The sequence below is a fragment of the Nocardioides sp. zg-1228 genome (assembly GCF_017086465.1).
GTDB lineage: Bacteria > Actinomycetota > Actinomycetes > Propionibacteriales > Nocardioidaceae > Nocardioides.
In genome coordinates, this window is record NZ_CP070961.1 from 3,814,854 (window position 1) to 3,834,613 (window position 19,760).

Annotated in this window: 21 protein-coding genes; 10 read left to right on the forward strand and 11 right to left on the reverse strand. The window is 73.5% G+C overall.

What is annotated here, in order from left to right; translation table 11 throughout:
* Positions 1 to 89 precede the first annotated feature (89 nt).
* The 9 genes from JX575_RS18335 (at position 90) to JX575_RS18375 (ending at position 6,190) form a co-directional block, all read left to right on the forward strand.
* A complete protein-coding gene (locus JX575_RS18335) occupies positions 90 to 761 on the forward strand; it encodes a fasciclin domain-containing protein (RefSeq protein WP_186339477.1) in 672 nt (223 codons plus the stop codon).
* Positions 762 to 797: 36 nt separating this feature from the next.
* Positions 798 to 1,403 (forward strand): ECF RNA polymerase sigma factor SigK, encoded by a 606-nt coding sequence (gene sigK / locus JX575_RS18340; protein WP_186339478.1) that lies wholly within the window; start codon positions 798 to 800, stop codon positions 1,401 to 1,403.
* A gap of 76 nt (positions 1,404 to 1,479) precedes the next feature.
* Entirely contained in the window at positions 1,480 to 2,211 is a 732-nt protein-coding gene (locus JX575_RS18345) for an anti-sigma factor (protein WP_186339479.1), read from the forward strand.
* A 46-nt stretch (positions 2,212 to 2,257) separates the two neighbouring features.
* A complete protein-coding gene (locus JX575_RS18350; protein ID WP_206054447.1) occupies positions 2,258 to 2,809 on the forward strand; it encodes a sigma-70 family RNA polymerase sigma factor in 552 nt (183 codons plus the stop codon).
* A 34-nt stretch (positions 2,810 to 2,843) separates the two neighbouring features.
* Entirely contained in the window at positions 2,844 to 4,007 is a 1,164-nt protein-coding gene (locus JX575_RS18355) for a hypothetical protein (RefSeq protein WP_186339480.1), read from the forward strand.
* Between the two features lie 206 nt (positions 4,008 to 4,213).
* A complete protein-coding gene (locus JX575_RS18360; RefSeq protein ID WP_186339481.1) occupies positions 4,214 to 4,675 on the forward strand; it encodes an AraC family transcriptional regulator in 462 nt (153 codons plus the stop codon).
* A 10-nt stretch (positions 4,676 to 4,685) separates the two neighbouring features.
* Positions 4,686 to 5,150 carry a VOC family protein gene (locus JX575_RS18365; protein ID WP_186339482.1) on the forward strand — a complete coding sequence of 155 codons (465 nt, stop codon included), beginning with the start codon at positions 4,686 to 4,688 and terminating at the stop codon, positions 5,148 to 5,150.
* On the forward strand, positions 5,147 to 5,626 hold the full coding sequence (locus tag JX575_RS18370) for a cupin domain-containing protein (protein ID WP_186339483.1): 480 nt from the start codon (positions 5,147 to 5,149) through the stop codon (positions 5,624 to 5,626). Before JX575_RS18365 ends, JX575_RS18370 begins: the two co-directional genes overlap by 4 nt.
* A 12-nt stretch (positions 5,627 to 5,638) precedes the next feature.
* The gene (locus JX575_RS18375; protein ID WP_186339484.1) at positions 5,639 to 6,190 is read left to right on the forward strand and encodes a methyltransferase domain-containing protein; all 552 of its coding nucleotides are present in this window, start codon (positions 5,639 to 5,641) and stop codon (positions 6,188 to 6,190) included.
* Here JX575_RS18375 and JX575_RS18380 read toward each other — a convergent pair.
* From JX575_RS18380 to JX575_RS18390, 3 genes are read right to left on the reverse strand one after another with little or no spacing between them, the layout of a single operon-like run.
* Positions 6,166 to 7,314, reverse strand: coding sequence for a heparan-alpha-glucosaminide N-acetyltransferase domain-containing protein (locus JX575_RS18380; RefSeq protein ID WP_186339485.1), 1,149 nt, complete (start codon positions 7,312 to 7,314; stop codon positions 6,166 to 6,168). The genes JX575_RS18375 and JX575_RS18380 overlap by 25 nt on opposite strands.
* Before the next feature lie 38 nt (positions 7,315 to 7,352).
* Positions 7,353 to 7,730: an MmcQ/YjbR family DNA-binding protein gene (locus JX575_RS18385; protein WP_241005250.1), complete on the reverse strand. Its 378-nt coding sequence runs from the start codon at positions 7,728 to 7,730 to the stop codon at positions 7,353 to 7,355.
* Between the two features lie 29 nt (positions 7,731 to 7,759).
* Complete coding sequence (locus JX575_RS18390; protein WP_186339486.1) at positions 7,760 to 8,434, reverse strand: helix-turn-helix domain-containing protein; 675 nt, start codon at positions 8,432 to 8,434, stop codon at positions 7,760 to 7,762.
* A 113-nt stretch (positions 8,435 to 8,547) separates the two neighbouring features.
* Here JX575_RS18390 and JX575_RS18395 point away from each other — a divergent pair, with 113 nt between their 5' ends.
* Positions 8,548 to 9,954, forward strand: a complete 1,407-nt coding sequence (locus tag JX575_RS18395) for an FAD-binding oxidoreductase (protein WP_186339487.1) — start codon at positions 8,548 to 8,550, stop codon at positions 9,952 to 9,954.
* A 4-nt stretch (positions 9,955 to 9,958) separates the two neighbouring features.
* Here the strand turns inward: JX575_RS18395 and JX575_RS18400 are convergent, their stop codons facing one another.
* The 8 genes from JX575_RS18400 to JX575_RS18435 form a co-directional block, all read right to left on the reverse strand.
* Positions 9,959 to 11,122 carry an acyl-CoA dehydrogenase family protein gene (locus JX575_RS18400; RefSeq protein WP_186339488.1) on the reverse strand — a complete coding sequence of 388 codons (1,164 nt, stop codon included), beginning with the start codon at positions 11,120 to 11,122 and terminating at the stop codon, positions 9,959 to 9,961.
* Complete coding sequence (locus tag JX575_RS18405; RefSeq protein ID WP_186339489.1) at positions 11,119 to 13,119, reverse strand: biotin carboxylase N-terminal domain-containing protein; 2,001 nt, start codon at positions 13,117 to 13,119, stop codon at positions 11,119 to 11,121. The genes JX575_RS18400 and JX575_RS18405 overlap by 4 nt, the downstream gene beginning before the upstream one ends.
* A gap of 82 nt (positions 13,120 to 13,201) precedes the next feature.
* On the reverse strand, positions 13,202 to 14,761 hold the full coding sequence (locus tag JX575_RS18410; RefSeq protein WP_186340340.1) for an acyl-CoA carboxylase subunit beta: 1,560 nt from the start codon (positions 14,759 to 14,761) through the stop codon (positions 13,202 to 13,204).
* A gap of 68 nt (positions 14,762 to 14,829) precedes the next feature.
* On the reverse strand, positions 14,830 to 15,300 hold the full coding sequence (locus JX575_RS18415; protein ID WP_186339490.1) for an SRPBCC family protein: 471 nt from the start codon (positions 15,298 to 15,300) through the stop codon (positions 14,830 to 14,832).
* Positions 15,300 to 16,460: an acyl-CoA dehydrogenase family protein gene (locus JX575_RS18420; RefSeq protein ID WP_186339491.1), complete on the reverse strand. Its 1,161-nt coding sequence runs from the start codon at positions 16,458 to 16,460 to the stop codon at positions 15,300 to 15,302. The genes JX575_RS18415 and JX575_RS18420 overlap by 1 nt, the downstream gene beginning before the upstream one ends.
* Complete coding sequence (locus JX575_RS18425; protein ID WP_186339492.1) at positions 16,457 to 18,184, reverse strand: acyclic terpene utilization AtuA family protein; 1,728 nt, start codon at positions 18,182 to 18,184, stop codon at positions 16,457 to 16,459. Before JX575_RS18425 ends, JX575_RS18420 begins: the two co-directional genes overlap by 4 nt.
* Positions 18,181 to 18,960, reverse strand: a complete 780-nt coding sequence (locus JX575_RS18430; protein WP_186339493.1) for a TIGR03084 family metal-binding protein — start codon at positions 18,958 to 18,960, stop codon at positions 18,181 to 18,183. The genes JX575_RS18425 and JX575_RS18430 overlap by 4 nt, the downstream gene beginning before the upstream one ends.
* Positions 18,957 to 19,637, reverse strand: coding sequence for a TetR/AcrR family transcriptional regulator (locus JX575_RS18435; RefSeq protein ID WP_186339494.1), 681 nt, complete (start codon positions 19,635 to 19,637; stop codon positions 18,957 to 18,959). Before JX575_RS18435 ends, JX575_RS18430 begins: the two co-directional genes overlap by 4 nt.
* Positions 19,638 to 19,760: the final 123 nt, after the last annotated feature.

Sequence of the window (19,760 nt, forward strand, 5' to 3'; positions counted from 1 at the left end):
TCCACCCATCCACCCCGAGACCGGCCCCGAACACCTCTCGACAACGGGCCCCCGGCCCACCCAGATCGGCTCCAACCGAAAGGCATGTCATGAACACCTTGCTCCGCACCCGCACCCTCGGACTGGCCGCCCTCGCGCTGACCGCGTCGATGGGCCTGGCCGCCTGTGGCAGCGACAGCGACTCCGACACCAGCGCCTCCGACTCCACGTCCGAGTCGACCTCCGAGTCCCCCACGGAGTCGGAGTCGAGCTCCGAGACCCCGATGGAGTCCGAGGAGCCGATGGCCGCCGACGCGCCGTTCGGCGAGGGCTGCTCGGCCGTCCCCACGTCCGGCGAGGGCTCGGTCGAGGGCATGGCCGACGACCCGGTCGCGACCGCCGCGTCCAACAACCCCCTCCTCAAGACGCTCGTCGCCGCCGTGACCGAGGCCGACCTGGTCGACACGCTCAACTCGACCGAGGACATCACCGTGTTCGCGCCCACCGACGACGCGTTCGCGCAGATCCCGAAGAAGGACCTCAACGCCCTCCTCAAGGACAAGAAGATGCTGACCACCGTGCTGACGCACCACGTGGTCGGTGAGCGGCTCACCCCCGAGACCGTCGCGGGCGAGCACGAGACCCTCGCGGGCGACACGCTCACCGTCGAGGGCGAGGGCGAGGCCTTCACCATCGGCGAGGCGAGCATCATCTGCGGCAACGTGCCGACCGCCAACGCCACCGTCTACGTCGTCGACCAGGTCCTGATGCCGCAGATGTGATGCCCGCACCCGACACACACTGCGAGGATTGCTGACGTGGACCACGTGAGGCCCGTACCGGACGGGGCGCCTGAGGGCGTCCCGTCCGGGGGCGACGCCGCCCGGCTCGCCGACCTGCTCCGACGCTCCGCCCTGGGCGACGAGGCGGCCTTCGCCGAGTTCTACGACGCCACGTCGGCCCGGGCCTACGGCCTGGCGCTGCGTGTCGTGCGCAACCCGGCGCACGCCGAGGAGGTGGCCCAGGAGGCCTACCTCGACGCGTGGCGCTCGAGCACGAGGTACGACGCCGACCGCGGCAGCGCCGTCGGCTGGCTGCTCACGATCGTCCACCGCAAGGCCGTCGACCGGGTCCGCTCGGTCGAGGCGGCCTCCTCGCGGGAGGAGACGTGGAACCGCGAGGCGGCCCCCACCGACCATGACCAGACCGCCGAGTCGGCGCACGCCTCGCTCGACGCGGCCCGCATCCGCGGGGCGGTCGCCACGCTGACCGACGTGCAGCGCCGGGCCGTCGAGCTCACCTACTTCGGCGGCTACACGCACACCGAGGTCGCCACCTTGCTGGACGTGCCCCTCGGCACGGCCAAGACCCGCATCCGCGACGGACTGATCCGCCTGCGAGACCTGATGGGAGTTGCCTCATGAGCGAGCGCAGCGAGCTCATCATCCACCCCTGCGCGCCCGGTGCCCTCGGCGCGCGTCGAGCGAAGCGAGAAGGCGCATGAGTGACGTGCACAAGCTCACCGGCGCCTACGCCATGGACGCGCTCGACGAGCTCGAGCGGGCCCGCTTCGAGCGGCACCTGGCCGAGTGCGACGACTGCCGCGCCGAGGTGGCCGAGCTCCGCGAGACCGCCGCGCTGCTCTCCGAGACCGTCGCCGTCGCGCCGCCCGGATCGCTGCGCGAGTCCGTCCTGGCCGGCATCTCGCAGGTCCGCCCACTCGCTCCCGAGGTCTCCCCCGCCCCGCCGCACGACCACCGCCGCCCGGGCCGGAGGAGGGGCTGGGTGCCCCTGCTCGTCGCGGCAGCGCTCGCGATCATCGTCGGCGTCGGCGCGGCGGTGACGCAGCCCTGGAAGTCCGCCGACGACGACGTCGAGCGGCTGACCGCCGCCGAGCAGGTGCTGCAGGCCCCCGACGCCGAGGAGGTCGTCGTCGACCTCGGCGAGGCCGGCCGCGCCACGCTGACGCGCTCGAAGTCGCGCGACCGCGCCGTCCTCACCACCGACGACATGGTGAGCGCGCCGACCGGCAAGGACTACGAGCTGTGGTTCATCGACGGCGACGAGTTCGTCTCCGCCGGGCTGATGCCCGACGACCCCGACCAGACCGTCGTGCTCGACGGACCGGCCGCGGACGCCGCCGCGGTGGGCATCACCGTCGAGCCCGAGGGCGGGTCACCGCAGCCCACGACCGACCCGATCGCCGTCTTCGACCTCACCGACGCCGCCTGAGGGTCGGGGTTGGTGCCGTCGCGACCCGGTCGGCAACAATGCGGCGGTGGGCGCGGAGGAGGGGCTCGACCATGCGGTCGAGGCGATGCAGGCGGGCGACGAGGCGGCGTTCCGTCTCGTCTACCGCCACGTGCAGCCGCCGCTCCTGCGCTACCTCACCGTCCTCGTCGGCCCCGCCGACGCCGAGGATGTCGCGAGCGACGCCTGGGCGCAGGCGTTCCGCGACCTCGACCGCTTCACCGGTGACGCCGACGGCTTCCGCGGGTGGATCACCACCATCGGCCGCAACCGGGCCCTCGACCACCTGCGCCACGCCCGGCGCAGGCCCGTCGCCGACCAGCCCGTCGAGGACCTGGTCGACCTGGCGGACGGCACCGACGTCGAGGCCGACACTCTCGTGCGGGTCGGCTCGGAGGAGGTCGTGCGGTTGATCGCCGCGCTTCCACCCGATCAGGCCGAGGCGATCATGCTGCGCACCGTGCTGGGCTTCGACGCCCCCACCGCGGCACGCATCCTCGGCAAGAGGCCGGGCGCCGTCCGGGCTGCCGCCCACCGCGGGCTCAAGCGGCTCGCGAAGAGGATCTCGGAGGAGCCGTAACACCCATGGGCCCCACAACGCTGAGGGGAGTGAGATGAGCACCCCCGACCCCCGCCTGTCCCGCCGTGACGCCGAGCGCCTGCTCGACGCACCGGCGGAGCACGACGACGCCCTGGGGCGCGCGCTCGCCGCCGCGAGCGCACCCGCGCATCCCGACGAGCTGCGACGCGAGGACGCCACGGTGGCCGCCTTCCGCGTCGCCCGGACGTCCCCGCGGCCCGCCACGCGCTCCGGCTTCGTCTCCCCCGCCCGTCTGGCCCGCCGCGCCGCGACCCGAGCCGCCGTCGCGACGGGCGCCGTGGTGGCCCTGACCTCGGGCGGCTTCGCCCTCGCCAGCTCGGTGGACCTCCCCTCGCTTCCCGACCTGCCGTCGCTTCCCGGCAAGCCCGCGGACGAGTCGGTCGAGTCAGCCGAGTCGGCCGAGTCGGCCACCCCGACGACGGGCGGCAGCCCGTCCGCCTCCTCCGGCGACCCCACCAGCAGCAGCCCGGACAGCGCTCCGTCCGCGACGACCAGCGGGTCGCTCGCGCCGTCGGGCACCGGCGGCCCCTCGGGCTCTGTCGGTCCGTCCACCAAGCCGTCGCCGACGCCGCCCGTGACGCCCGGCCCGACGACCACCCCCGCCATCCCCGACTACGCGGGCCTGTGCCGCGCCTTCCAGGCCACCGACCGCTCGCAGGCCGGCGCGTCGCTCGACAGTGCCGCCTTCCAGGCGCTCGCCGAGGAGGCGGGCGGCGCCGACCGCATCGCCACCTACTGCGTCGCCCTCATCGGTCCGCCGCGCGACGGCGGCAGGACCGACGGGCCGACCCCCTCCGACCACCACCACACCCACGGCACCAACGGCGGCGGCCACGGCGGTCCGGGTCACGGCGGTCCGGGTCACGGCGGTCCGGGTCACGGCGGCCCCGGCGACGGCCCCGGCCACGGCAATCCGGGTAACCCCGGCAACTCGGGCAACCCCGGCAACTCGGGCAACCCCGGCAACGGGGACTCCGGCCCCGGGAACTCCGGCAACGGGAACCAGGGCAACGGCCACAGCCACGGCGGCCCCGGGAACGGCCCCGGCAACGGCGCCCCCGGCAACTCGGGCGGCCCCGGCAGGTCGGGCAACTCCGTCAACCCGGGCAACCACGGCCCCGGCCGTGCCACCTCCATCGATCCTCCCGGGAAGGGGGACGACCAGACGTCCGGGTGAGCCCGGCGGCGGCCGCGTTCCGCAGGACCGGCTCTCGCACCTCGTACGTCGACCCCCCGCTGACGTACGGGATCCCCCCCAGAACGCGAGATCCGACCTACAACGCACAGACGGCGGCATGGCCCCTCCCCCCGGGGTCATGCCGCTGTCGCGTCCGCGTGCCGTGGGCGTGGGCGTGGGCGTGGGCGTGGGCTACCTTCCTCGGCATGGGCCGGGCACCGTCCGCGCAGGAGGACACCAACCGCCGGATGCTGCGCGCTCGCGACGCGATGGACCGTCGCTACGCCGAGCCCCTCGACGTACCCACGCTCGCGGCCATCGCCCACCTGTCGGTCTCGCAGTTCGGCCGGGTGTTCAAGGAGGTCTACGGCGAGACCCCGCACCGCTACCTCCAGCGTCGCCGCGTCGAGCGGGCGATGACCCTGCTGCGCCAGACCGACCGGCCCGTCACCGACGTGGCGTGGGACGTCGGGTTCGCCAGCCTCGGCACGTTCAGCCGCACGTTCAGCAACGTGGTCGGCTGCTCACCCAGCGAGTTCCGCGCCCGCCACGAGGCGGTCGCGGTGCCGTCGTGCTTCGTCGCGGCCTGGACCCGGCCGCGCCAGCGCAGCGCCGAGGAGGAAGGGACAGCGGTTTCGGAGAAGCAGGACCGGCGCCCGGCTCACTAGCGTCGTCGGCATGACCACCAACCACATCACCAGCCTCCACATCCGCAGCCTGCCGGTCCTCGACCAGGACGAGGCGCTCGACTTCTACACCCGCCACCTCGGCTTCGAGGTGCGCGACGACATCGACCTGGGCTTCATGCGCTGGCTCACCGTCGGCGTCCCGGGCCAGGACACCTCGATCCTGCTCGAGCTCGTCGGGCCCCCGGTGCACGACGACGCCTCGGCGACGCAGGTGCGCGAGCTCGTCGCCAAGGGCGCCCTCGGCGGGGTGTTCCTGCTCAGCGACGACGTGCACGCGACCTACGCCGCGCTCCGCGACGCGGGCGTCGAGATCACCCAGGAGCCGGTCGAGCAGCCCTACGGCACCGACTTCGGCCTCCGCGACCCGTTCGGCAACCACGTCCGGGTCAGCCAGCCCAACGCCTCCTCCCCCCAGGACGTCCAGGACGCCTACGAGGCGGCCGACGCCCGATGAGCTATCCGCCGCCGATCTACGACGGTGGGTCCGGCGAGGTCTCGGCCCGCGTCGTGCGGGCCGGCCTCGAGCCGGCCGTCGTCTACCCCAACGGCAACAAGGTCTTCTACCTCGCGCAGGGCGCCTCCACCCAGGGCACGTTCGGGCTCTACCGGTGGGAGTTCGCCGGGGCGCCGAGCGGTCCCGCCGCCCACTTCCACCGCACGATCACCGAGTCGTTCTACGTCCTCGAGGGCACCGTGACGATCTTCGACGGCGCCGACTGGGTGCGCTGCCACGCCGGTGACTTCGCGCACGTGCCGGCCGGGGGGATCCACGGCTTCCGCAACGAGGACGGGGCGGCCACGATGCTCCTCCACTTCGCACCCGGTGCCCCGCGCGAGGCCTACTTCGAAGGGCTCGCCGCCGGCATGGGCGAGCTCGACGGCGACGCCTACGACCGCTTCATGCGCGAGCACGACAACCACTGGGTCTGATTGCATGGACCGATGGACCCGGTCTCAGCCGCGTTCGACGCCACCCCGAGACGGGACTTCCTCCCGCGCGGGGTCCGGCGCCGCGCGTCGTACGACGGGCCGCTGGCGATCGCGGCAGGCCAGACCAACTCCCAGCCACGCACCGTCGACGGCATGCTTCGGCTGCTCGACGTCCACGTCGGCCACCGGGTCCTCGACGTCGGGTCGGGGTCGGGCTGGACCGCCGCGCTGCTCGCGCACCTCGTGGGGCCGACCGGCTCGGTCCTCGGCGTCGAGCTCGAGCCGGAGCTGGTGGCGTTCGGCGCCGCCAACCTGGCCCGCACCAGGCGGCCGTGGGCCACGATCCGCGCCGCCGACCCGGCCGTGCTCGGCGACCCCGACGGGGCGCCGTACGACCGCATCCTGGTCTCGGCGATGGCCGACTCGCTCCCCGGCGAGCTCGTCGCCCAGCTCGGCGGCGAGGGCGTGATGGTGGTGCCCGCCGGCGGGACGATGCTGCGGGTGAGCAACCCCGGGGCGGTCGTGACCGAGCACGGGCGCTACCGCTTCGTGCCGCTGCGCTGAGGCTCGCCGGCCGGCTCCTTCTCCCGGGTCGCCCGGCGCGCGAGCCGGGTCGGCAGGCCCGCCACCGCCTCCAGGGGGCCGCGCCGGCCGAGCACCCGCAGCACCGCGCCGAGGGCGAGCAGCACGGAGACGTGGAGGGCGTAGGTCGAGGGCTCCTCCGGCGGCCACACCGCGTCGGTGCGCATCAGCACGTGCAGGGAGTAGAGCGTGAGCGTCGCGGTGCCGGCCCCGAACAGCACGGCGAGCGCCGCTGTCCCCGGCCGCGGCAGCACCCGTGCCACGAGCAGGCAGAGCGCGACCACCAGCACCGCGCTGCCGATCGTCTGCGCGAGGTCGAACGGCGTCGCCGAGTGGGGCGCGACGACCAGGAGCCAGTCCCACTCCCCGCCGGTGGGCGTCGTGCCGTACATGCCCGTCGCGTTCTCCTCGGCCACGGCGGGGTCGACGAGCGAGCCGGAGACCCGGGTGGCGAGCACCGCCACCGACAGCCCGCCCAGGGCGAGCCCGCCGAGCAGGGAGGTGTCGCGGAGGTCGAGCCGTCCGACCACCAGGCCGGCGAGCAGGTAGGCCAGCCACGGCACCGCGGGGTAGTAACCGGTGAGGAGGAGCTCGCTCGCCAGACCTCCGGGGTCGTCGACGAGCTGCCCGAAGGTCGGGCTGTCGAAGCCGCGCTCCGGCAGGTGCGGTCGCACCAGGTGGGAGGCCACCGGGGCCAGGACCACCCAGGCGACGGTGAGGGGCAGGAGCGTCCGCAGCCGCAGCAGCGTGAACGGCAGGGCGAGCACGAACAGCACGCCGTAGTAGGTGAGGACGATCGCGATCCCGGTGTCGAGACCGCCGAGCAGCAGGCCGAGCAGCGCGATGAGCAGCGCGCGGCCGGCGATGCCGGCGGTGCGCAGCGCGAGCGGGCGCGCGCGCAGCGGCTCGCGCGTCATCAGGGCGAGGCTGACCCCCGCCAGCACGGCGAACAGCGCCGACGCCCGCCCGCCGGCCAGCCACTGGGCGGTGGCCAGGTCGCCCGCCGGGGTGCGCTCGTCGAGGACGTGGGTGGCGACCATGCCGAGCAGCGCGAGGCAGCGGGCGACGTCGAGCCCGACGAGGCGGCCGTGCGACGTCGCGGTCATGGCGCCCATCCTGCCGGGCGCGATCGCGGGTCGTCCGCTCAGGCGCCCGGGCGGGCCACCTGCTCGGCGAGGCGGGCGGGCGCCTGGACGCAGTAGGAGTCGGTGAGCAGCTCGGCGAGCTCGTCCCAGTCGGTGTCGTCGTCGAGGACCATGCCGATGAGGTTGCCGCCCCACCCGGCCCGGAAGTAGGGCGCGCCCATGTGCTGGAAGGCGGCGACCTCGTCGGGCTCGCCGCGGAAGGTGATGCGATACAGCTGGTCCTCACCGCCGAAGACGTGCGCCACCGTGGCGCCGCCGACCCGCCACCGGGTGCCGGTCCACGCCGGCTCCTGGACGCAGCGCGGCAGGGCGCCGAGCACGGCGTCGATGCGCCGCACCCACTCCTCGGGCACGAGCGGACGGTCGGCGAGGGCCACGGCACGATCCTGCCACCCGGCTCCGACAGTCAGGCGCCCTCGGGCAGCGGCACCGGCGCGAAGGTGCTGCGGGTGAACCACGTCGGGAGCGCCCTGACCAGGGGACGCGGTCCGGCGATGGCGAGGTCACCGGCCCGCACCGCTCCCAGCAGGTCGCGGCGGCCCATCCAGTAGTCGATCATCGTCTCGACATGACCGGCCACCTCGACGTCGACGTCGTAGCCCGGGTCGGTGAGGCACAGGTCCACCGCCGGTGTCGCCAGGACGAGCCAGAAGTGGCTCTTCTTGTCGCTCGACCCCCGGAGGTGGAAGTGGACGACGACCCGGCGCGCGGGCAGGGCGTCGGTGTCGACGTTGCGATGGATGTCCCACATGAGCAGCGAGGCGTCGTAGTGCTTGGCGATCACGTCACCGCGCGCCCACCGCTGGCCCCAGACCCCCATCGCCTCGATCACGGGCCACAGCTCCCTACCCGCCGCGGTCAGCCGGTACGCGCCGCCGTCGTGGTCCACGACCCCGACGCGCTCGAGGGTCTTGAGGCGCTTGGAGAGCAGCGCCGGTGACATGAGCGGGACCCCACGACGGAGATCGTTGAAGCGCGTGCTGCCGCACAGGAGCTCACGGACCACGAGCGGCGTCCACCTCTCGGTGAGCACCTCCGAGGCCATCGCCACGGGGCAGAACTGGCCGTAGGTGGTTGCCATCCTCCGACGGTAGGTCCGCTCTGGGTTCTGTACCAGTACAGGATCGATACTCGCGCGCCGCTCCTCGGCCGACCGACCCTTGTCGGGCAGCACCCACCGACGAGGAGAGACCCATGACCACGCTCGACCTGCCCACCATGGACGCACTGGCCGGCGACTTCGCCGGCGAGCTGATCACGCCCGACCACCCGGCGTACGAGGTCCAGCGCCGCATCTGGAACGGCGAGATCGACCGCCGTCCGGCCCTCCTCGCCCGGTGCGAGGGGGCGAGCGACGTGGCCGTCGCCCTGCGCTGGGCCCGGGACCATGGCCTGCCCGTCGCCGTACGAGGTGGGGGCCACGGGATCGCCGGCCATTCGCTCGTCGACGACGGCGTCGTCCTCGACCTCTCCGGGATGCGCGGCACCGTCGTCGACCCGGCGGCGCGCACCGTGTCGGCGCAGGGCGGCGCACTCAACGCCCACGTGGACCGCGAGAGCCAGGCCTTCGGGCTGGCGATGACCAGCGGCTACATCAGCCACACCGGGATCGCCGGCCTCACGCTGGGCGGCGGGATCGGCCACCTGATGCGCAGGTCCGGGCTGGCGATCGACGCGCTGCGCTCGTGCCAGGTGGTGACCGCGGACGGCTCGATCGTGCGGGCGTCGGAGACCGAGAACACCGACCTGTTCTGGGGGGTGCGCGGCGGTGGCGGCAACTTCGGTGTCGTCACGGACTTCACCTTCGAGCTCCAGCCGCTCGGTCCGACCGTCCTGGCCGGGCTGGTCGCCTGGTCGGCGGAGGAGGCGCCGACCGTGCTGGCCTTCCTGCGCGACTTCATCGCCGACGCGCCCGACGAGGTCGGCCTGATGGCCAACCTGCGGCTCGCGCCGGCGCTGCCGCTCTTCCCCGAGCACCTCCACGGCAGGCCCATCATCGGCCTGGTGGCAACCTACGCCGGCCCGGTGGAAGAGGGCGAGCGGGTGCTCGCGCCGGTGCGAGCCCTCGGCCACCCGGTGCTCGACACGATCGCAGCGAAGCCCTATGTCGCGCACCAGAGGTTCCTCGACCCGGCGGTGCCGCACGGGCGGCACTACTACTGGAGGTCGCACCGGCTCGGCCCGCTCTCCGGCGACATCATCGACACGATCTGCGAGCACCTCGCGATGATCAGCAGCCCGCTCTCGACCGTGCCGATCTTCAGCTTCGGCGGCGCGATGAGCCGGGTGCCGGACGATGCGACCGCCTTCGCGCACCGCGACGCGAGCCACGACATCAACATCGTCGGCTCGTGGTTGCCCGAGCAGGCCGGGGACGCGGACCGGCACCGGGCCTGGGTGCGCGGCTTCTTCGAGGCCCTCGCCCCGCACAGCCGTGGCGTCTACGTGAACTTCACCAGCGACGACGCCCAGTCACGGGTCCAGGAGGCCTACAGCGCGGCGCAGTGGTCGCGCTTGCGGACCGTGAAGACCGCGTGGGACCCGGACAACGTCTTCCGCGGCAATGCCAACATCCCCCCGCTGGGGCAGCGCGACACCTGAGGGGTCAGTAGGACTTCGGCAGCCCCAGGCTGTGCATGGCCACAAAGTTGAGGATCATCTCGCGGCTGACGGGCGCGATGCGGCCGAGGCGGGCGGCGACCATCATGTTGGCCAGGCCGTACTCGACCGTGAGGCCGTTGCCGCCGTGGGTGTGCACGGCGATGTCGGTGGCGTTGCAGGCGATCTCGCCGCCGGCGTACTTGGCCATGTTGGCGTACTCGCCGGCGCCGAAGTCGTCCCCGGCGTCGTAGAGCGCGGCGGCCTTCTGCCAGAGCAGGCGCGCCTGCTCGAGCTCGATCTTGGCCTTGGCGAGCGGGTGGGCGATGCCCTGGTGGGCACCGATCGGCGCCTTCCAGACCGTGCGGGTCTTGGCGTACTCCACCGCCCGGTCGATGGCGAACCTCGCCATGCCGCACGAGAACGCCGCGCCCATGATCCGCTCGGGGTTGAGCCCGGCGAAGAGCTGCACGAGGCCGGCGTCCTCGTCGCCCACGAGCGCGTCGCCCGGGAGCCGCACGTCGTCGATGAACAGGGTGAACTGCTTCTCGGGAGCCGACCAGGCCATCGGGATGACCTGCTTGCCGAAGCCCTCGGCGTCGGTGGGGACGACGAACAGCGCGGGCTTGAGCTTGCCGGTCCTGGCGTCCTCGGTGCGCGCGACGATCAGCACCAGCTGGGCCTCGTCGACGCCGGAGATGTAGGTCTTCTGCCCCGTCAGCACCCAGCCGTCGCCGTCACGGCGGGCGGTGGTGGTGATGTTGTGCGAGTTGGAGCCGGCGTCGGCCTCGGTGATGCCGAACGCCATCGTGATCGAGCCGTCGGCGATGCCGGGCAGCCAGCGCTGCTTCTGCTCTGGCGTGCCGTAGCGGCCGATGATCGAGCCGCAGATGGCCTGGCTGACGACCATCATCAGCAGCGGGGCGCCCTGGCCCGCCGCCTCCTCGAGCACCGCGGCCAGGTCGGACATGCCGCCCCCGCCGCCGCCGTACTCCTCGGCGATGTTGACGCCGAGGAAGCCGTTGGCGCCCATCTCCAGCCACAGCTCGGTGGTCTTGCCACCCTCGGCCGCCTGCTTCTCGATGTACTCCCGACCGTACTTGCCGGCCAGCTTGGCGACCGCCTCGCGCAGCGCCACGCGCTCCTCGGGCTCGGTGAAGTTGATCGTCATGCGTCTGCTCCCTGCTCGAGGTCGTCGCTCACGACGACCAGGACCTGCCCGGCCGCGACCTGCGACCCGGGTTCGACGTTGATCTCGGCGACGACCCCGTCGGCCGGCGCGGTGACGCTGTGCTGCATCTTCATGGCCTCCATGACCAGCAGGAGCTGGCCGGCGGAGACCCGGTCGCCCGCGGCGACGGCCACGGTGACCACCGAGCCCGGCATCGGAGCCAGGAGCGACCCCGCGACCACCTGGTCGGCGGGGTCGGTGAAGCGCGGCGGGTGGTGCCAGGTGGACGCGCCGTCGGGGCCGTCGAGGTAGACGTCGCGGGCGCCCGTGCGGGTGTCGGCCACGATGCGGCCGGCCCAGGTGCTGGCCACCCCGTCGACCTCGAGGCGCACCGCCTCGGGCCCGGCCGAGAGGACCGTGACGCCCTCGACGGCGAACCCCGTGCGGGTGCCGTGCCACTCCACGACGACCTCCGCCCCGGCGTCGGGAGCGGTGGCGCCGAGCGGCACCAGGGTGGTGCGCTGGGGCTGGGAGACGACGTTGCGCCACGCCGGCGGCAGGCCCGCCTGGACCGTACGCCGGCGCGCGTCGTCGGCGGCCAGCAGCAGCGCGGCCGCCACCGCGGCGGGGTCGGTCCCCTCGACCGCCTCGGGCGCGGCGACCTCGCGGGTCTCCAGCCAGGAGGTCGTCACGTCCATCGACGCGAACGCCGGGTCGGAGAGGATCTCGACGAGCTGGTCGCGGTTGACCGTGAGGCCGTGGATGCGCGCACGGCGCAGCGCGGCGACGAGCTGGCGGGTCGCCTGGGCCCGGGTGGGTGCCCAGGAGATCACCTTGGCCAGCATGGCGTCGTAGTGGGTGCCGACCTCGTTGCCGGACGCGAAGCCCGAGTCGAGGCGGATGCCCGCGCGAGCGAGCGGACCGAAGGCGGCCTCGTGCTCGATCTCGAGGCTCACCAGCGGGCCCGACTGCGGGGTCCAGGTCGAGTCCTCCGCGTAGAGCCGCACCTCGATCGCGTGGCCGTCGACGCGCGTGGTGGCGTCCTGGGCGGCGGCGAACGCCGCGTCGGCCTCGCCCTGCGCGACGGCGAGCTGCAGCTCGACGAGGTCGACGCCGTGGACCAGCTCGGTGACGGGGTGCTCGACCTGGAGGCGGGTGTTCATCTCCAGGAACCAGAAGCGCTCCTTGGCGGGGTCGTAGAGGAACTCCACCGTGCCGGCGCCGCGGTAGTCGATCGCCGCGGCGGCGCGACGGGCGGCCTCGTGCAGCTCCTTGGCGACGGCCTCGGGCAGGCGCGGAGCGGGTGCCTCCTCGACGACCTTCTGGTGCCGGCGCTGCACGGTGCAGTCGCGCTCGCCGAGGACCAGCACCTCGCCGGCGCCGTCACCGACGACCTGGACCTCGACGTGGCGGCCCACCTCGACGTAGGGCTCGACGAACACGGTGCCGTCGCCGAACGCGGACGCCGCCTCGTCGGAGGCGCGCGCGATCTCTCCCTCGAGCGCCGCGAGGTCGCGGACGATCCGCATGCCGCGGCCGCCACCGCCGGCCGACGCCTTGACCAGCAGCGGCAGGTCGGCCTCGGTGGGACTGTCCGGCGCCTCGAGCACCGGCACGCCCGCGGCGCGCATCAGCTCCTTGGAGCCGACCTTGGAGCCCATCGACTCGATCGACTCGGGCGCCGGGCCGATCCAGGTCAACCCGGCCGCCTCGACCGCACGGGCGAACCCGGCGTTCTCGGAGAGGAAGCCGTAGCCGGGATGGATGGCGTCGGCGCCGGCCCGGCGGGCGGCGTCGATGATCAGGTCGGCCCGCAGGTAGGTCTCGGCGGGGGTGTTGCCGGGCAGGCGCACGGCGCGGTCGGCCTCGGTGACGAACGGCAGCTCGGCGTCGGCGTCGGAGTGCACGGCGACGGTGTCGATGCCCAGGCGACGGCAGGTCGCGAAGACACGGCGGGCGATCTCGCCACGATTGGCGACGAGGACTCGGGAGATCATGCGGACACCTCGGTCAGGGTCGGGGTCCCCGTGGCGTGGTTCGCCGGGGAGCGCAGCGGAGCGGTGGACGTCATGGGTGTCCTCACATCCGGAAGACACCGAAGGAGGAGGCGCCCTCGATCGGCCGGGTGTCGATGACGGAGAAGGCGATGCCCAGGACGGTGCGGGTGTCGCGTGGGTCGATCACGCCGTCGTCGTAGAGCATCCCGGACAGGACGTAGGGCAGCGACTGCTCCTCGACCATCTGCTCGACGAACGCCCGCATGCCGGCGTCGGCCTCCTCGTCGAAGGGCTTGCCCTTGGCCTCGGCCGCGGCGCGGGTGACGATCGAGAGCACGCCGGCCAGCTGGGCCGGGCCCATCACGGCCGACTTGGCGTTGGGCCAGGTGAAGAGGAACCGGGGGTCGTACGCGCGACCGTTCATGCCGTAGTTGCCGGCGCCGTAGGACGCACCGATGAGGATGCTGATGTGCGGCACCGTCGAGTTGGAGACCGCGTTGATCATCATCGCGCCGTGCTTGATGATGCCGCCCTGCTCGTACTCCTTGCCGACCATGTAGCCGGTGGTGTTGTGCAGGAACAGCAGCGGGGTGTCCTTGGCGTTGGCGAGCTGGATGAACTGCGTCGCCTTCTGTGCCTCCTCGCTGAACAGCACGCCCTGGGCGTTGGCCAGGATGCCGATCTCGCGACCGTGCAGTCGGGCCCAGCCGGTGACGAGCGAGGAGCCGTAGAGCGGCTTGAACTCGTCGAAGGCGACCTCGTTGCCCTCGCTGGTGCCGTCGACGATCCGGGCGATGACCTCGCGCGGATCGAACGGCTCCTTGAGGTCCTGCGGGATCAGGTCGAGCAGCTCGTCGGGGTCGTGGTCGGGCTCGGCGTAGCCGACCCCGCCGGCCGCGACGTACGACGCCTTGGTCCAGTTGAGGCGGGCCACGATCCGACGGCCCAGGCGCAGCGCGTCGTGCTCGTCCTCGGCCAGGAAGTCGGCCAGGCCGGAGATGCGGGCGTGCATCTCCGCGCCGCCGAGGGTCTCGTCGTCCGACTCCTCACCGGTGGCCATCTTGACCAGCGGCGGGCCGGCCAGGAAGACCTTGGCCTGCTCCTTGACCATGACGACGTAGTCGCTCATGCCCGGGACGTAGGCGCCACCGGCGGTGGAGTTGCCGAAGACCAGCGCGATCGTCGGGACCCGCCGGGCGGAGGCGCGGGTCAGGTCGCGGAAGATCTTGCCGCCGGGGATGAAGATCTCCTTCTGCGTCGGCAGGTCGGCACCGGCCGACTCGACCAGCGAGATCATCGGCAGCGCGTTCTCCTCGGCGATCTGCGAGGCGCGGAACGTCTTCTTCAGCGTCCAGGGGTTGGAGGCGCCGCCCTTCACCGTGGGGTCGTTGGCGGTGATCATGCACTCCACGCCCTCGACGACGCCGATGCCGGTCACGACCGACGCGCCGACGGTGAAGTCGGAGCCGTAGCCGGCCAGGGGCGAGAGCTCGAGGAACGCCGACCCGGGGTCGACGAGCAGCTCGATGCGCTCGCGGGGGGTCAGCTTGCCGCGCTCGTGGTGGCGGGCGACGTACTTCTCGCCGCCGCCGGCGACCGCGACGGCGTGCTGCGCGTCGAGGTCGGTGAGGCGGGCCAGCATCGCCTCGCGGTTGGTCTGCGGCGCGGCCTCGCCGGCCCCGTTCTCGGGTTGCGTGCTCACGTCTGCCGTCACTTCTCCAGCACCGCCTTCATCCTCTCGAGCGTGGTGCGCATTCCGCGCTTGTTGGTCCGGCCGCGCAGGGCTCCCAGCAGGAGCCAGTAGCCGCGCAGGAACCACACGGGCTCCAGCCGGAAGTACTCGGTCACGTCGGTGCCGCCGTCGCGCGGCTCCAGTCGGTAGCCCCAGTTGTTGACGGCCACGTCGGGGGTGCCGACGCTGAACTCGAAGACCCGCTCGGGCTCGCAGACCGTCACCGTGCAGGCCGTCCAGTAGGTCGGGCCGACGCCGTTGCGCTTGACGTGTCCCTTGAACCTCGCGCCGACCTCGGGCCCGCTCGACCCGCGGGTCCAGCGCGCCTCGAACGTCTCGGGGCTGAACTCCCCGATGCGGGTGACGTCGCTGACCAGCGCCCACACCTCGCTGGGCGGGGCGTCGATCCAGAGCGTCACCTCCCCGGCGGGGTCGGGCAGCAGGCCCATCAGGCGCTCCTCTTCTGCGTGTAGCCGAGCAGCTTGGCCGCGAGGTCGCGCATCACCTCGTCGGCGCCGCCGCCGATGGGCAGCAGCCGCGCGTCGCGGAAGTGCCGCTCGACCTCGGTGCCGTGCATGTAGCCGCTGCCGCCGTGCAGCTGGACCGCGCGGTCGCAGACGTACGCCGCGGCGTCGACGCCGGTCTGCTTGGCCATCGTCACCTCCGCGATCGGCATGGTGCCGGCCTGGTGGAGGCGGGCGACCTGCCAGGCGTAGCTGCGTGCCACCTCGACGTGACGGCGCATCTCGACCAGCGTGTGCTGCACGGTCTGGTTGGCGATGAGCGGACGGCCGAAGGTCTCGCGGCTCCGGGCGTGCTCCACGGTCAGCGCGAGGGCACGCGCGGCGATGCCGTAGCCGTGGACCGCCAGCGCCAGGCGCTCGGAGACGAACTGGCCGGCGATCTGGATGAAGCCGCTGCCCTCGTCGCCGACGAGGTTGGCCACCGGCACCCGGGCGTCGGCGAAGCCGAGCTCGGCGGTGTCGGAGCAGTGCCAGCCCATCTTGGCCAGCGCGCGGTCGACGGTGAAGCCGGGCGTCCCCTTCTCGACGACGAGCAGCGAGATGCCGCCGTGGCCGGGCCCGCCGGTGCGCACCGCCACGGTGACGAAGTCGGCGCGCACGCCGGAGGTGATGAACGTCTTGGCGCCGTTGACGACGTAGTGGTCGCCGTCGCGCACGGCGGTGGTGCGCAGGGCCGCGACGTCGGACCCGCCGCCGGGCTCGGTGATCGCGAGCGAGCCGATCAGCTCGCCGGCCAGCGTCGGGCGTACGAACCGCTCGATGAGGTCGGGGTCGCCGGCGGCGGCGATGTGCGGCACCGCGATGCCGGCGGTGAACAGGGTGGCCATCAGGCCGCTGGACGCGCCGGCGGCGAGCATCGACTCCTGCACGGCGACCGTGTCGAGCACGTCGCCGAGCCCGCCGACCTCCTCGGGGAAGCCGACGCCGATCAGGCCGAGCGCCCCCGCCTCGCGGTGGAGCTCGCGGGGCACCTCGCCGGCGTCCTCCCACGCCTGCAGGTGCGGCACGATCGCGCGGCGGGTGAACTCCGCGGCCATGTCGGCGAGCGCCTGGCGCTCCTCCGTGTCGTGCTGCCAGCCGGTCATGCGATCTCCTCGGGGACGTCGATGTGACGGCTGCGGGCCCACTCGCCGAGGCCCTTGGCCTGCGGGTCGAAGCGGGTCGACGCGGCGACGCCCGCGCCCAGCAGTCCGTGGATGACGACGTTGACGGCACCCAGGTCGGGCAGCGGGTGGACCTCGACGTCGAGGTCGCGCGCCTCGGGCAGCAGGGCCGCGACCCACTCGGGGGTGACGGTCCGCAGCAGCCAGTCGGTGCGCTCGGCGCGACGCTCGGCCGTGTGGGAGACCCACAGGCCGAGGTTGGCGTCGCCTCCCTTGTCGCCCGACCGGGCGTGCACCCACTCGCCCAGCGGCTGACGCCGGGTCGCCGCGGGCTGCGGGAGCGGCTCGTGGGCCTCGCGGGAGACGGCGGACGGCGCCTGCGTGGTCACCGGGTCGGCGATCACCTCGCGGGTGCCGTCGGCGTGCACGACCGTGTGGCTCACCTGGCTGCGCTCGACGTACTCCGGGCGGTAGACGCCGTAGGGCGTGGCCGGGCTGGGCGGACCCGTCATGGTGAAGCCGGGGTAGGACGCCAGCGCGAGCTCGACGGCCGGGCCGGTGAGGCCCTTGCCGGCGACCTTCGGGTCGGCGTCGCGCACGTCGCAGCGCAGCGTGGTCGACGCGCCCTGCTCGGTGTCGGCGTCGGGGCGCGGCAGCGGGCCCATCGTCCAGGTCACGTCGCCGGGGGCGCGCTCGCCCCACGCGGCCTCGAGCTGGCGGCGCACGAGCGCGGCCTTGGCCTCGATGTCGAGCCCGGTCAGCATGAACTCCACGCTGTTGCGCCAGCCACCGAGCTCGTTGACGCAGACCTTGAGCTGCTCGGGCGGGGCCTCGCCGCGCACGCCGGTGACGCCCACGCGGTCGCGCCCCTGCTGCTCGAGGCGGATCGTGTCGAGCAGCGTGGTGACGTCGGGTCCGAGGTAGCGCGTGGACTGGATCTCGTAGACCAGCTGGGCCGTGACCGTGTCGAGCGTGACCGCCCCGCCGGTGCCCTCGTGCTTGGTGATCACGCACGAGCCGTCGGCACCGACCTCGGCGATCGGGAAGCCGATCGGCCGGGTGAGGTCGAGGTCGCCGAAGCCGCTGAAGTTGCCGCCCGTCGCCTGCGCCCCGCACTCGATGACGTGGCCGGCGACCACGGCGCCGGCGAGGGCGTCGTACGACGTCGCGTCCCAGCCGTGGTGGGCGATACACGGGCCGACGACCAGGGAGGCGTCGGTGACGCGGCCGGTGACCACGATGTCCGCGCCGGCGCGCAGGGCCGAGGCGATGCCGAAGGCGCCGAGGTAGGCGTTGGCGGTCAGGGCGTTGTCGAACGCCAGGTGGCGCACGTCGTCGCCCTCGACGTGGGCGATGCGGGCGTCGAGGCCGAGGCCCGTGGCGACCTCGCGGAGCCTGTCGGCCAGGCCGGCGGGGTTGAGGCCGCCGGCGTTGGTGACGATGGTGACGCCCTTCTCGAGCGCGAGGGCGAGGCAGTCCTCGACCTGGCGCACGAAGGTGCGGGCGTAGCCGAGGGTGGGGTCCTTGAGCTGGTCCTTGCCGAGGATCAGCATGGTCAGCTCGGCGAGGTAGTCGCCGGTGATGACGTCGACACCCTGCCCGTCGGGCCCGGCGCCCTCGAGCATCTCGCGCATGGCGCTCAGCCGGTCGCCGTAGAAGCCCGAGACGTTGCCGATGCGCAGTGGTGGGCGGTGTGCCTCGATCATCGCGGCGCCCGCCCCTCGCCGGCCGGTCCGGCGAAGCACTGGGCGACGTCGAGCCAGCGGTCGGCGTCGGCGCCGGTGGCGACCAGGTCGGTGTCGGCGCGGTGGATGCGCTGGGTCACCAGGCGGCAGAAGTCGCCGGCCGAGCCGGTGACCACCTGGGCCGCGTCCTCCGGGCCCCAGGTCCACATCTCGCCGGACGGGGCGACCAGCTCGAGCCGGAACTCCTCGCCCGGGGCCTCGAGGCCGTTGTTGGCGAAGGAGTAGTTGCGGGTGCGCACCCCGAGGTGGGCCACGTGGCGGATCGCGTCGGTGTCCTCGACCGGCACGCCCAGCGCCTCGTGCACGTCGAGGCTGTGCGCCCAGGTCTCCATGAGCCGCGCCGTCGCCATCGAGGTGGCGCTCATCGGCGGGCCGAACCACGGCATCCGCTCGCCCTGCGGGTAGGCCGTCAGGGCCGCCGCCAGCCGCGTACGCGCGTCGCGCCACCGCTCGAGCAGGGCGGGGTCGCGGCCGATCTCGAGCGCGCAGGCGTCGACGTACCCGGTCGGGTCGTTGATCGCCTCGAGGACGTAGCCGTCCCAGCGCTCCTTGTCGGTCGCGGCGGCCTCGGCCACCTCGTCGGTCCACGCCAGGTGCGCCACCTGGGTGGCGACGTCCCACCCGTCGGCCGGGGTGGGGGTGCGCCAGCCGTCGTCGTCGAGGCCCGAGACGAGCTGCTCGAGGCGGTCGCCCTCGGCGGCGAGGTCGGCGAGCACCTGGGTGAGGGTGTCGGTCATGTGGGGATCCCTGGGGCGTGGTGGGTCGGGGGGACGGGGGTGGTGTCGTCGGGCGGCGGGGCGTCCGGCTCGCGGTCGAGCTCGCGGTCGAGCACGTCGGCCCACTCGCGCAGGATCCGGCGGCGGCGCGCGGAGTCGTCGGAGATCGTCGAGGCGAGCCCGAGCCCGCGGACCAGGTCGAGGGTCGCCTGCACCAGCTCGCGTACGCCCGGCTGGGACTCGTCGGCGCCGAGCGCGGCGACGGTCATCCGGTGGGCCTCGCGGCCGACCCGCTGCTCGAGCGGGGCGACCGCGGCGAGCAGCGCCTCGTCGGTGCGGGCGGCGACCCACAGCTCGAGCGCGGCGGCGAAGACGGGTGAGGCGAAGTGGTCGCCGAGCATCTCGACCACGGCCCGGGTGCGCCGGGCGCCGGTCGGCAGCTGGGCGACGGCAGCGGCCAGCTCGGCGCCGCGCCGCTCGGTGAGGTGCTCGACGGCGGCGACGACGAGGTCGTTCTTGGTCGGGAAGTGGTGCAGCTGGGCGCCGCGGCTCACGCCCGCGCGCTCGGAGACCAGCGTCGTGGTCGTCCCCGCGAAGCCGCGCTCCACCAGCAGCTCGACGGTCGCCTCGAGCAGCCGGGCCCGCATCGCGCGGGTGCGGTCCGCCTGCGGGACGCGCGTCAGGGCCGGTGGGGTCATGGGCGTCAGCCTGCCGGGGAACAAACAAACAGTCAAGCCTGACTTTTAGTGGCCGGGTCCGGCGCCCGCGCCGGGTCGCGACGTGGCGCTCCCGCTCGTCGATGGGCGGTGGGGTCGGCGGGT

Bases quoted from the DNA above. Each gene is read 5' to 3' on its own strand.
- JX575_RS18335 (WP_186339477.1), top strand. From the start codon at position 90: ATGAACACCTTGCTCCGCACCCGCACCCTCGGACTGGCCGCCCTCGCG.
- JX575_RS18345 (WP_186339479.1), top strand. From the start codon at position 1,480: ATGAGTGACGTGCACAAGCTCACCGGCGCCTACGCCATGGACGCGCTC.
- JX575_RS18355 (WP_186339480.1), top strand. From the start codon at position 2,844: ATGAGCACCCCCGACCCCCGCCTGTCCCGCCGTGACGCCGAGCGCCTG.
- JX575_RS18360 (WP_186339481.1), top strand. From the start codon at position 4,214: ATGGGCCGGGCACCGTCCGCGCAGGAGGACACCAACCGCCGGATGCTG.
- JX575_RS18365 (WP_186339482.1), top strand. From the start codon at position 4,686: ATGACCACCAACCACATCACCAGCCTCCACATCCGCAGCCTGCCGGTC.
- JX575_RS18370 (WP_186339483.1), top strand. From the start codon at position 5,147: ATGAGCTATCCGCCGCCGATCTACGACGGTGGGTCCGGCGAGGTCTCG.
- JX575_RS18375 (WP_186339484.1), top strand. From the start codon at position 5,639: ATGGACCCGGTCTCAGCCGCGTTCGACGCCACCCCGAGACGGGACTTC.
- JX575_RS18380 (WP_186339485.1), bottom strand. From the start codon at position 7,314: ATGACCGCGACGTCGCACGGCCGCCTCGTCGGGCTCGACGTCGCCCGC.
- JX575_RS18390 (WP_186339486.1), bottom strand. From the start codon at position 8,434: ATGGCAACCACCTACGGCCAGTTCTGCCCCGTGGCGATGGCCTCGGAG.
- JX575_RS18395 (WP_186339487.1), top strand. From the start codon at position 8,548: ATGACCACGCTCGACCTGCCCACCATGGACGCACTGGCCGGCGACTTC.
- JX575_RS18400 (WP_186339488.1), bottom strand. From the start codon at position 11,122: ATGACGATCAACTTCACCGAGCCCGAGGAGCGCGTGGCGCTGCGCGAG.
- JX575_RS18405 (WP_186339489.1), bottom strand. From the start codon at position 13,119: ATGATCTCCCGAGTCCTCGTCGCCAATCGTGGCGAGATCGCCCGCCGT.
- JX575_RS18410 (WP_186340340.1), bottom strand. From the start codon at position 14,761: ATGCTGGCCCGCCTCACCGACCTCGACGCGCAGCACGCCGTCGCGGTC.
- JX575_RS18415 (WP_186339490.1), bottom strand. From the start codon at position 15,300: ATGGGCCTGCTGCCCGACCCCGCCGGGGAGGTGACGCTCTGGATCGAC.
- JX575_RS18420 (WP_186339491.1), bottom strand. From the start codon at position 16,460: ATGACCGGCTGGCAGCACGACACGGAGGAGCGCCAGGCGCTCGCCGAC.
- JX575_RS18425 (WP_186339492.1), bottom strand. From the start codon at position 18,184: ATGATCGAGGCACACCGCCCACCACTGCGCATCGGCAACGTCTCGGGC.
- JX575_RS18430 (WP_186339493.1), bottom strand. From the start codon at position 18,960: ATGACCGACACCCTCACCCAGGTGCTCGCCGACCTCGCCGCCGAGGGC.
- JX575_RS18435 (WP_186339494.1), bottom strand. From the start codon at position 19,637: ATGACCCCACCGGCCCTGACGCGCGTCCCGCAGGCGGACCGCACCCGC.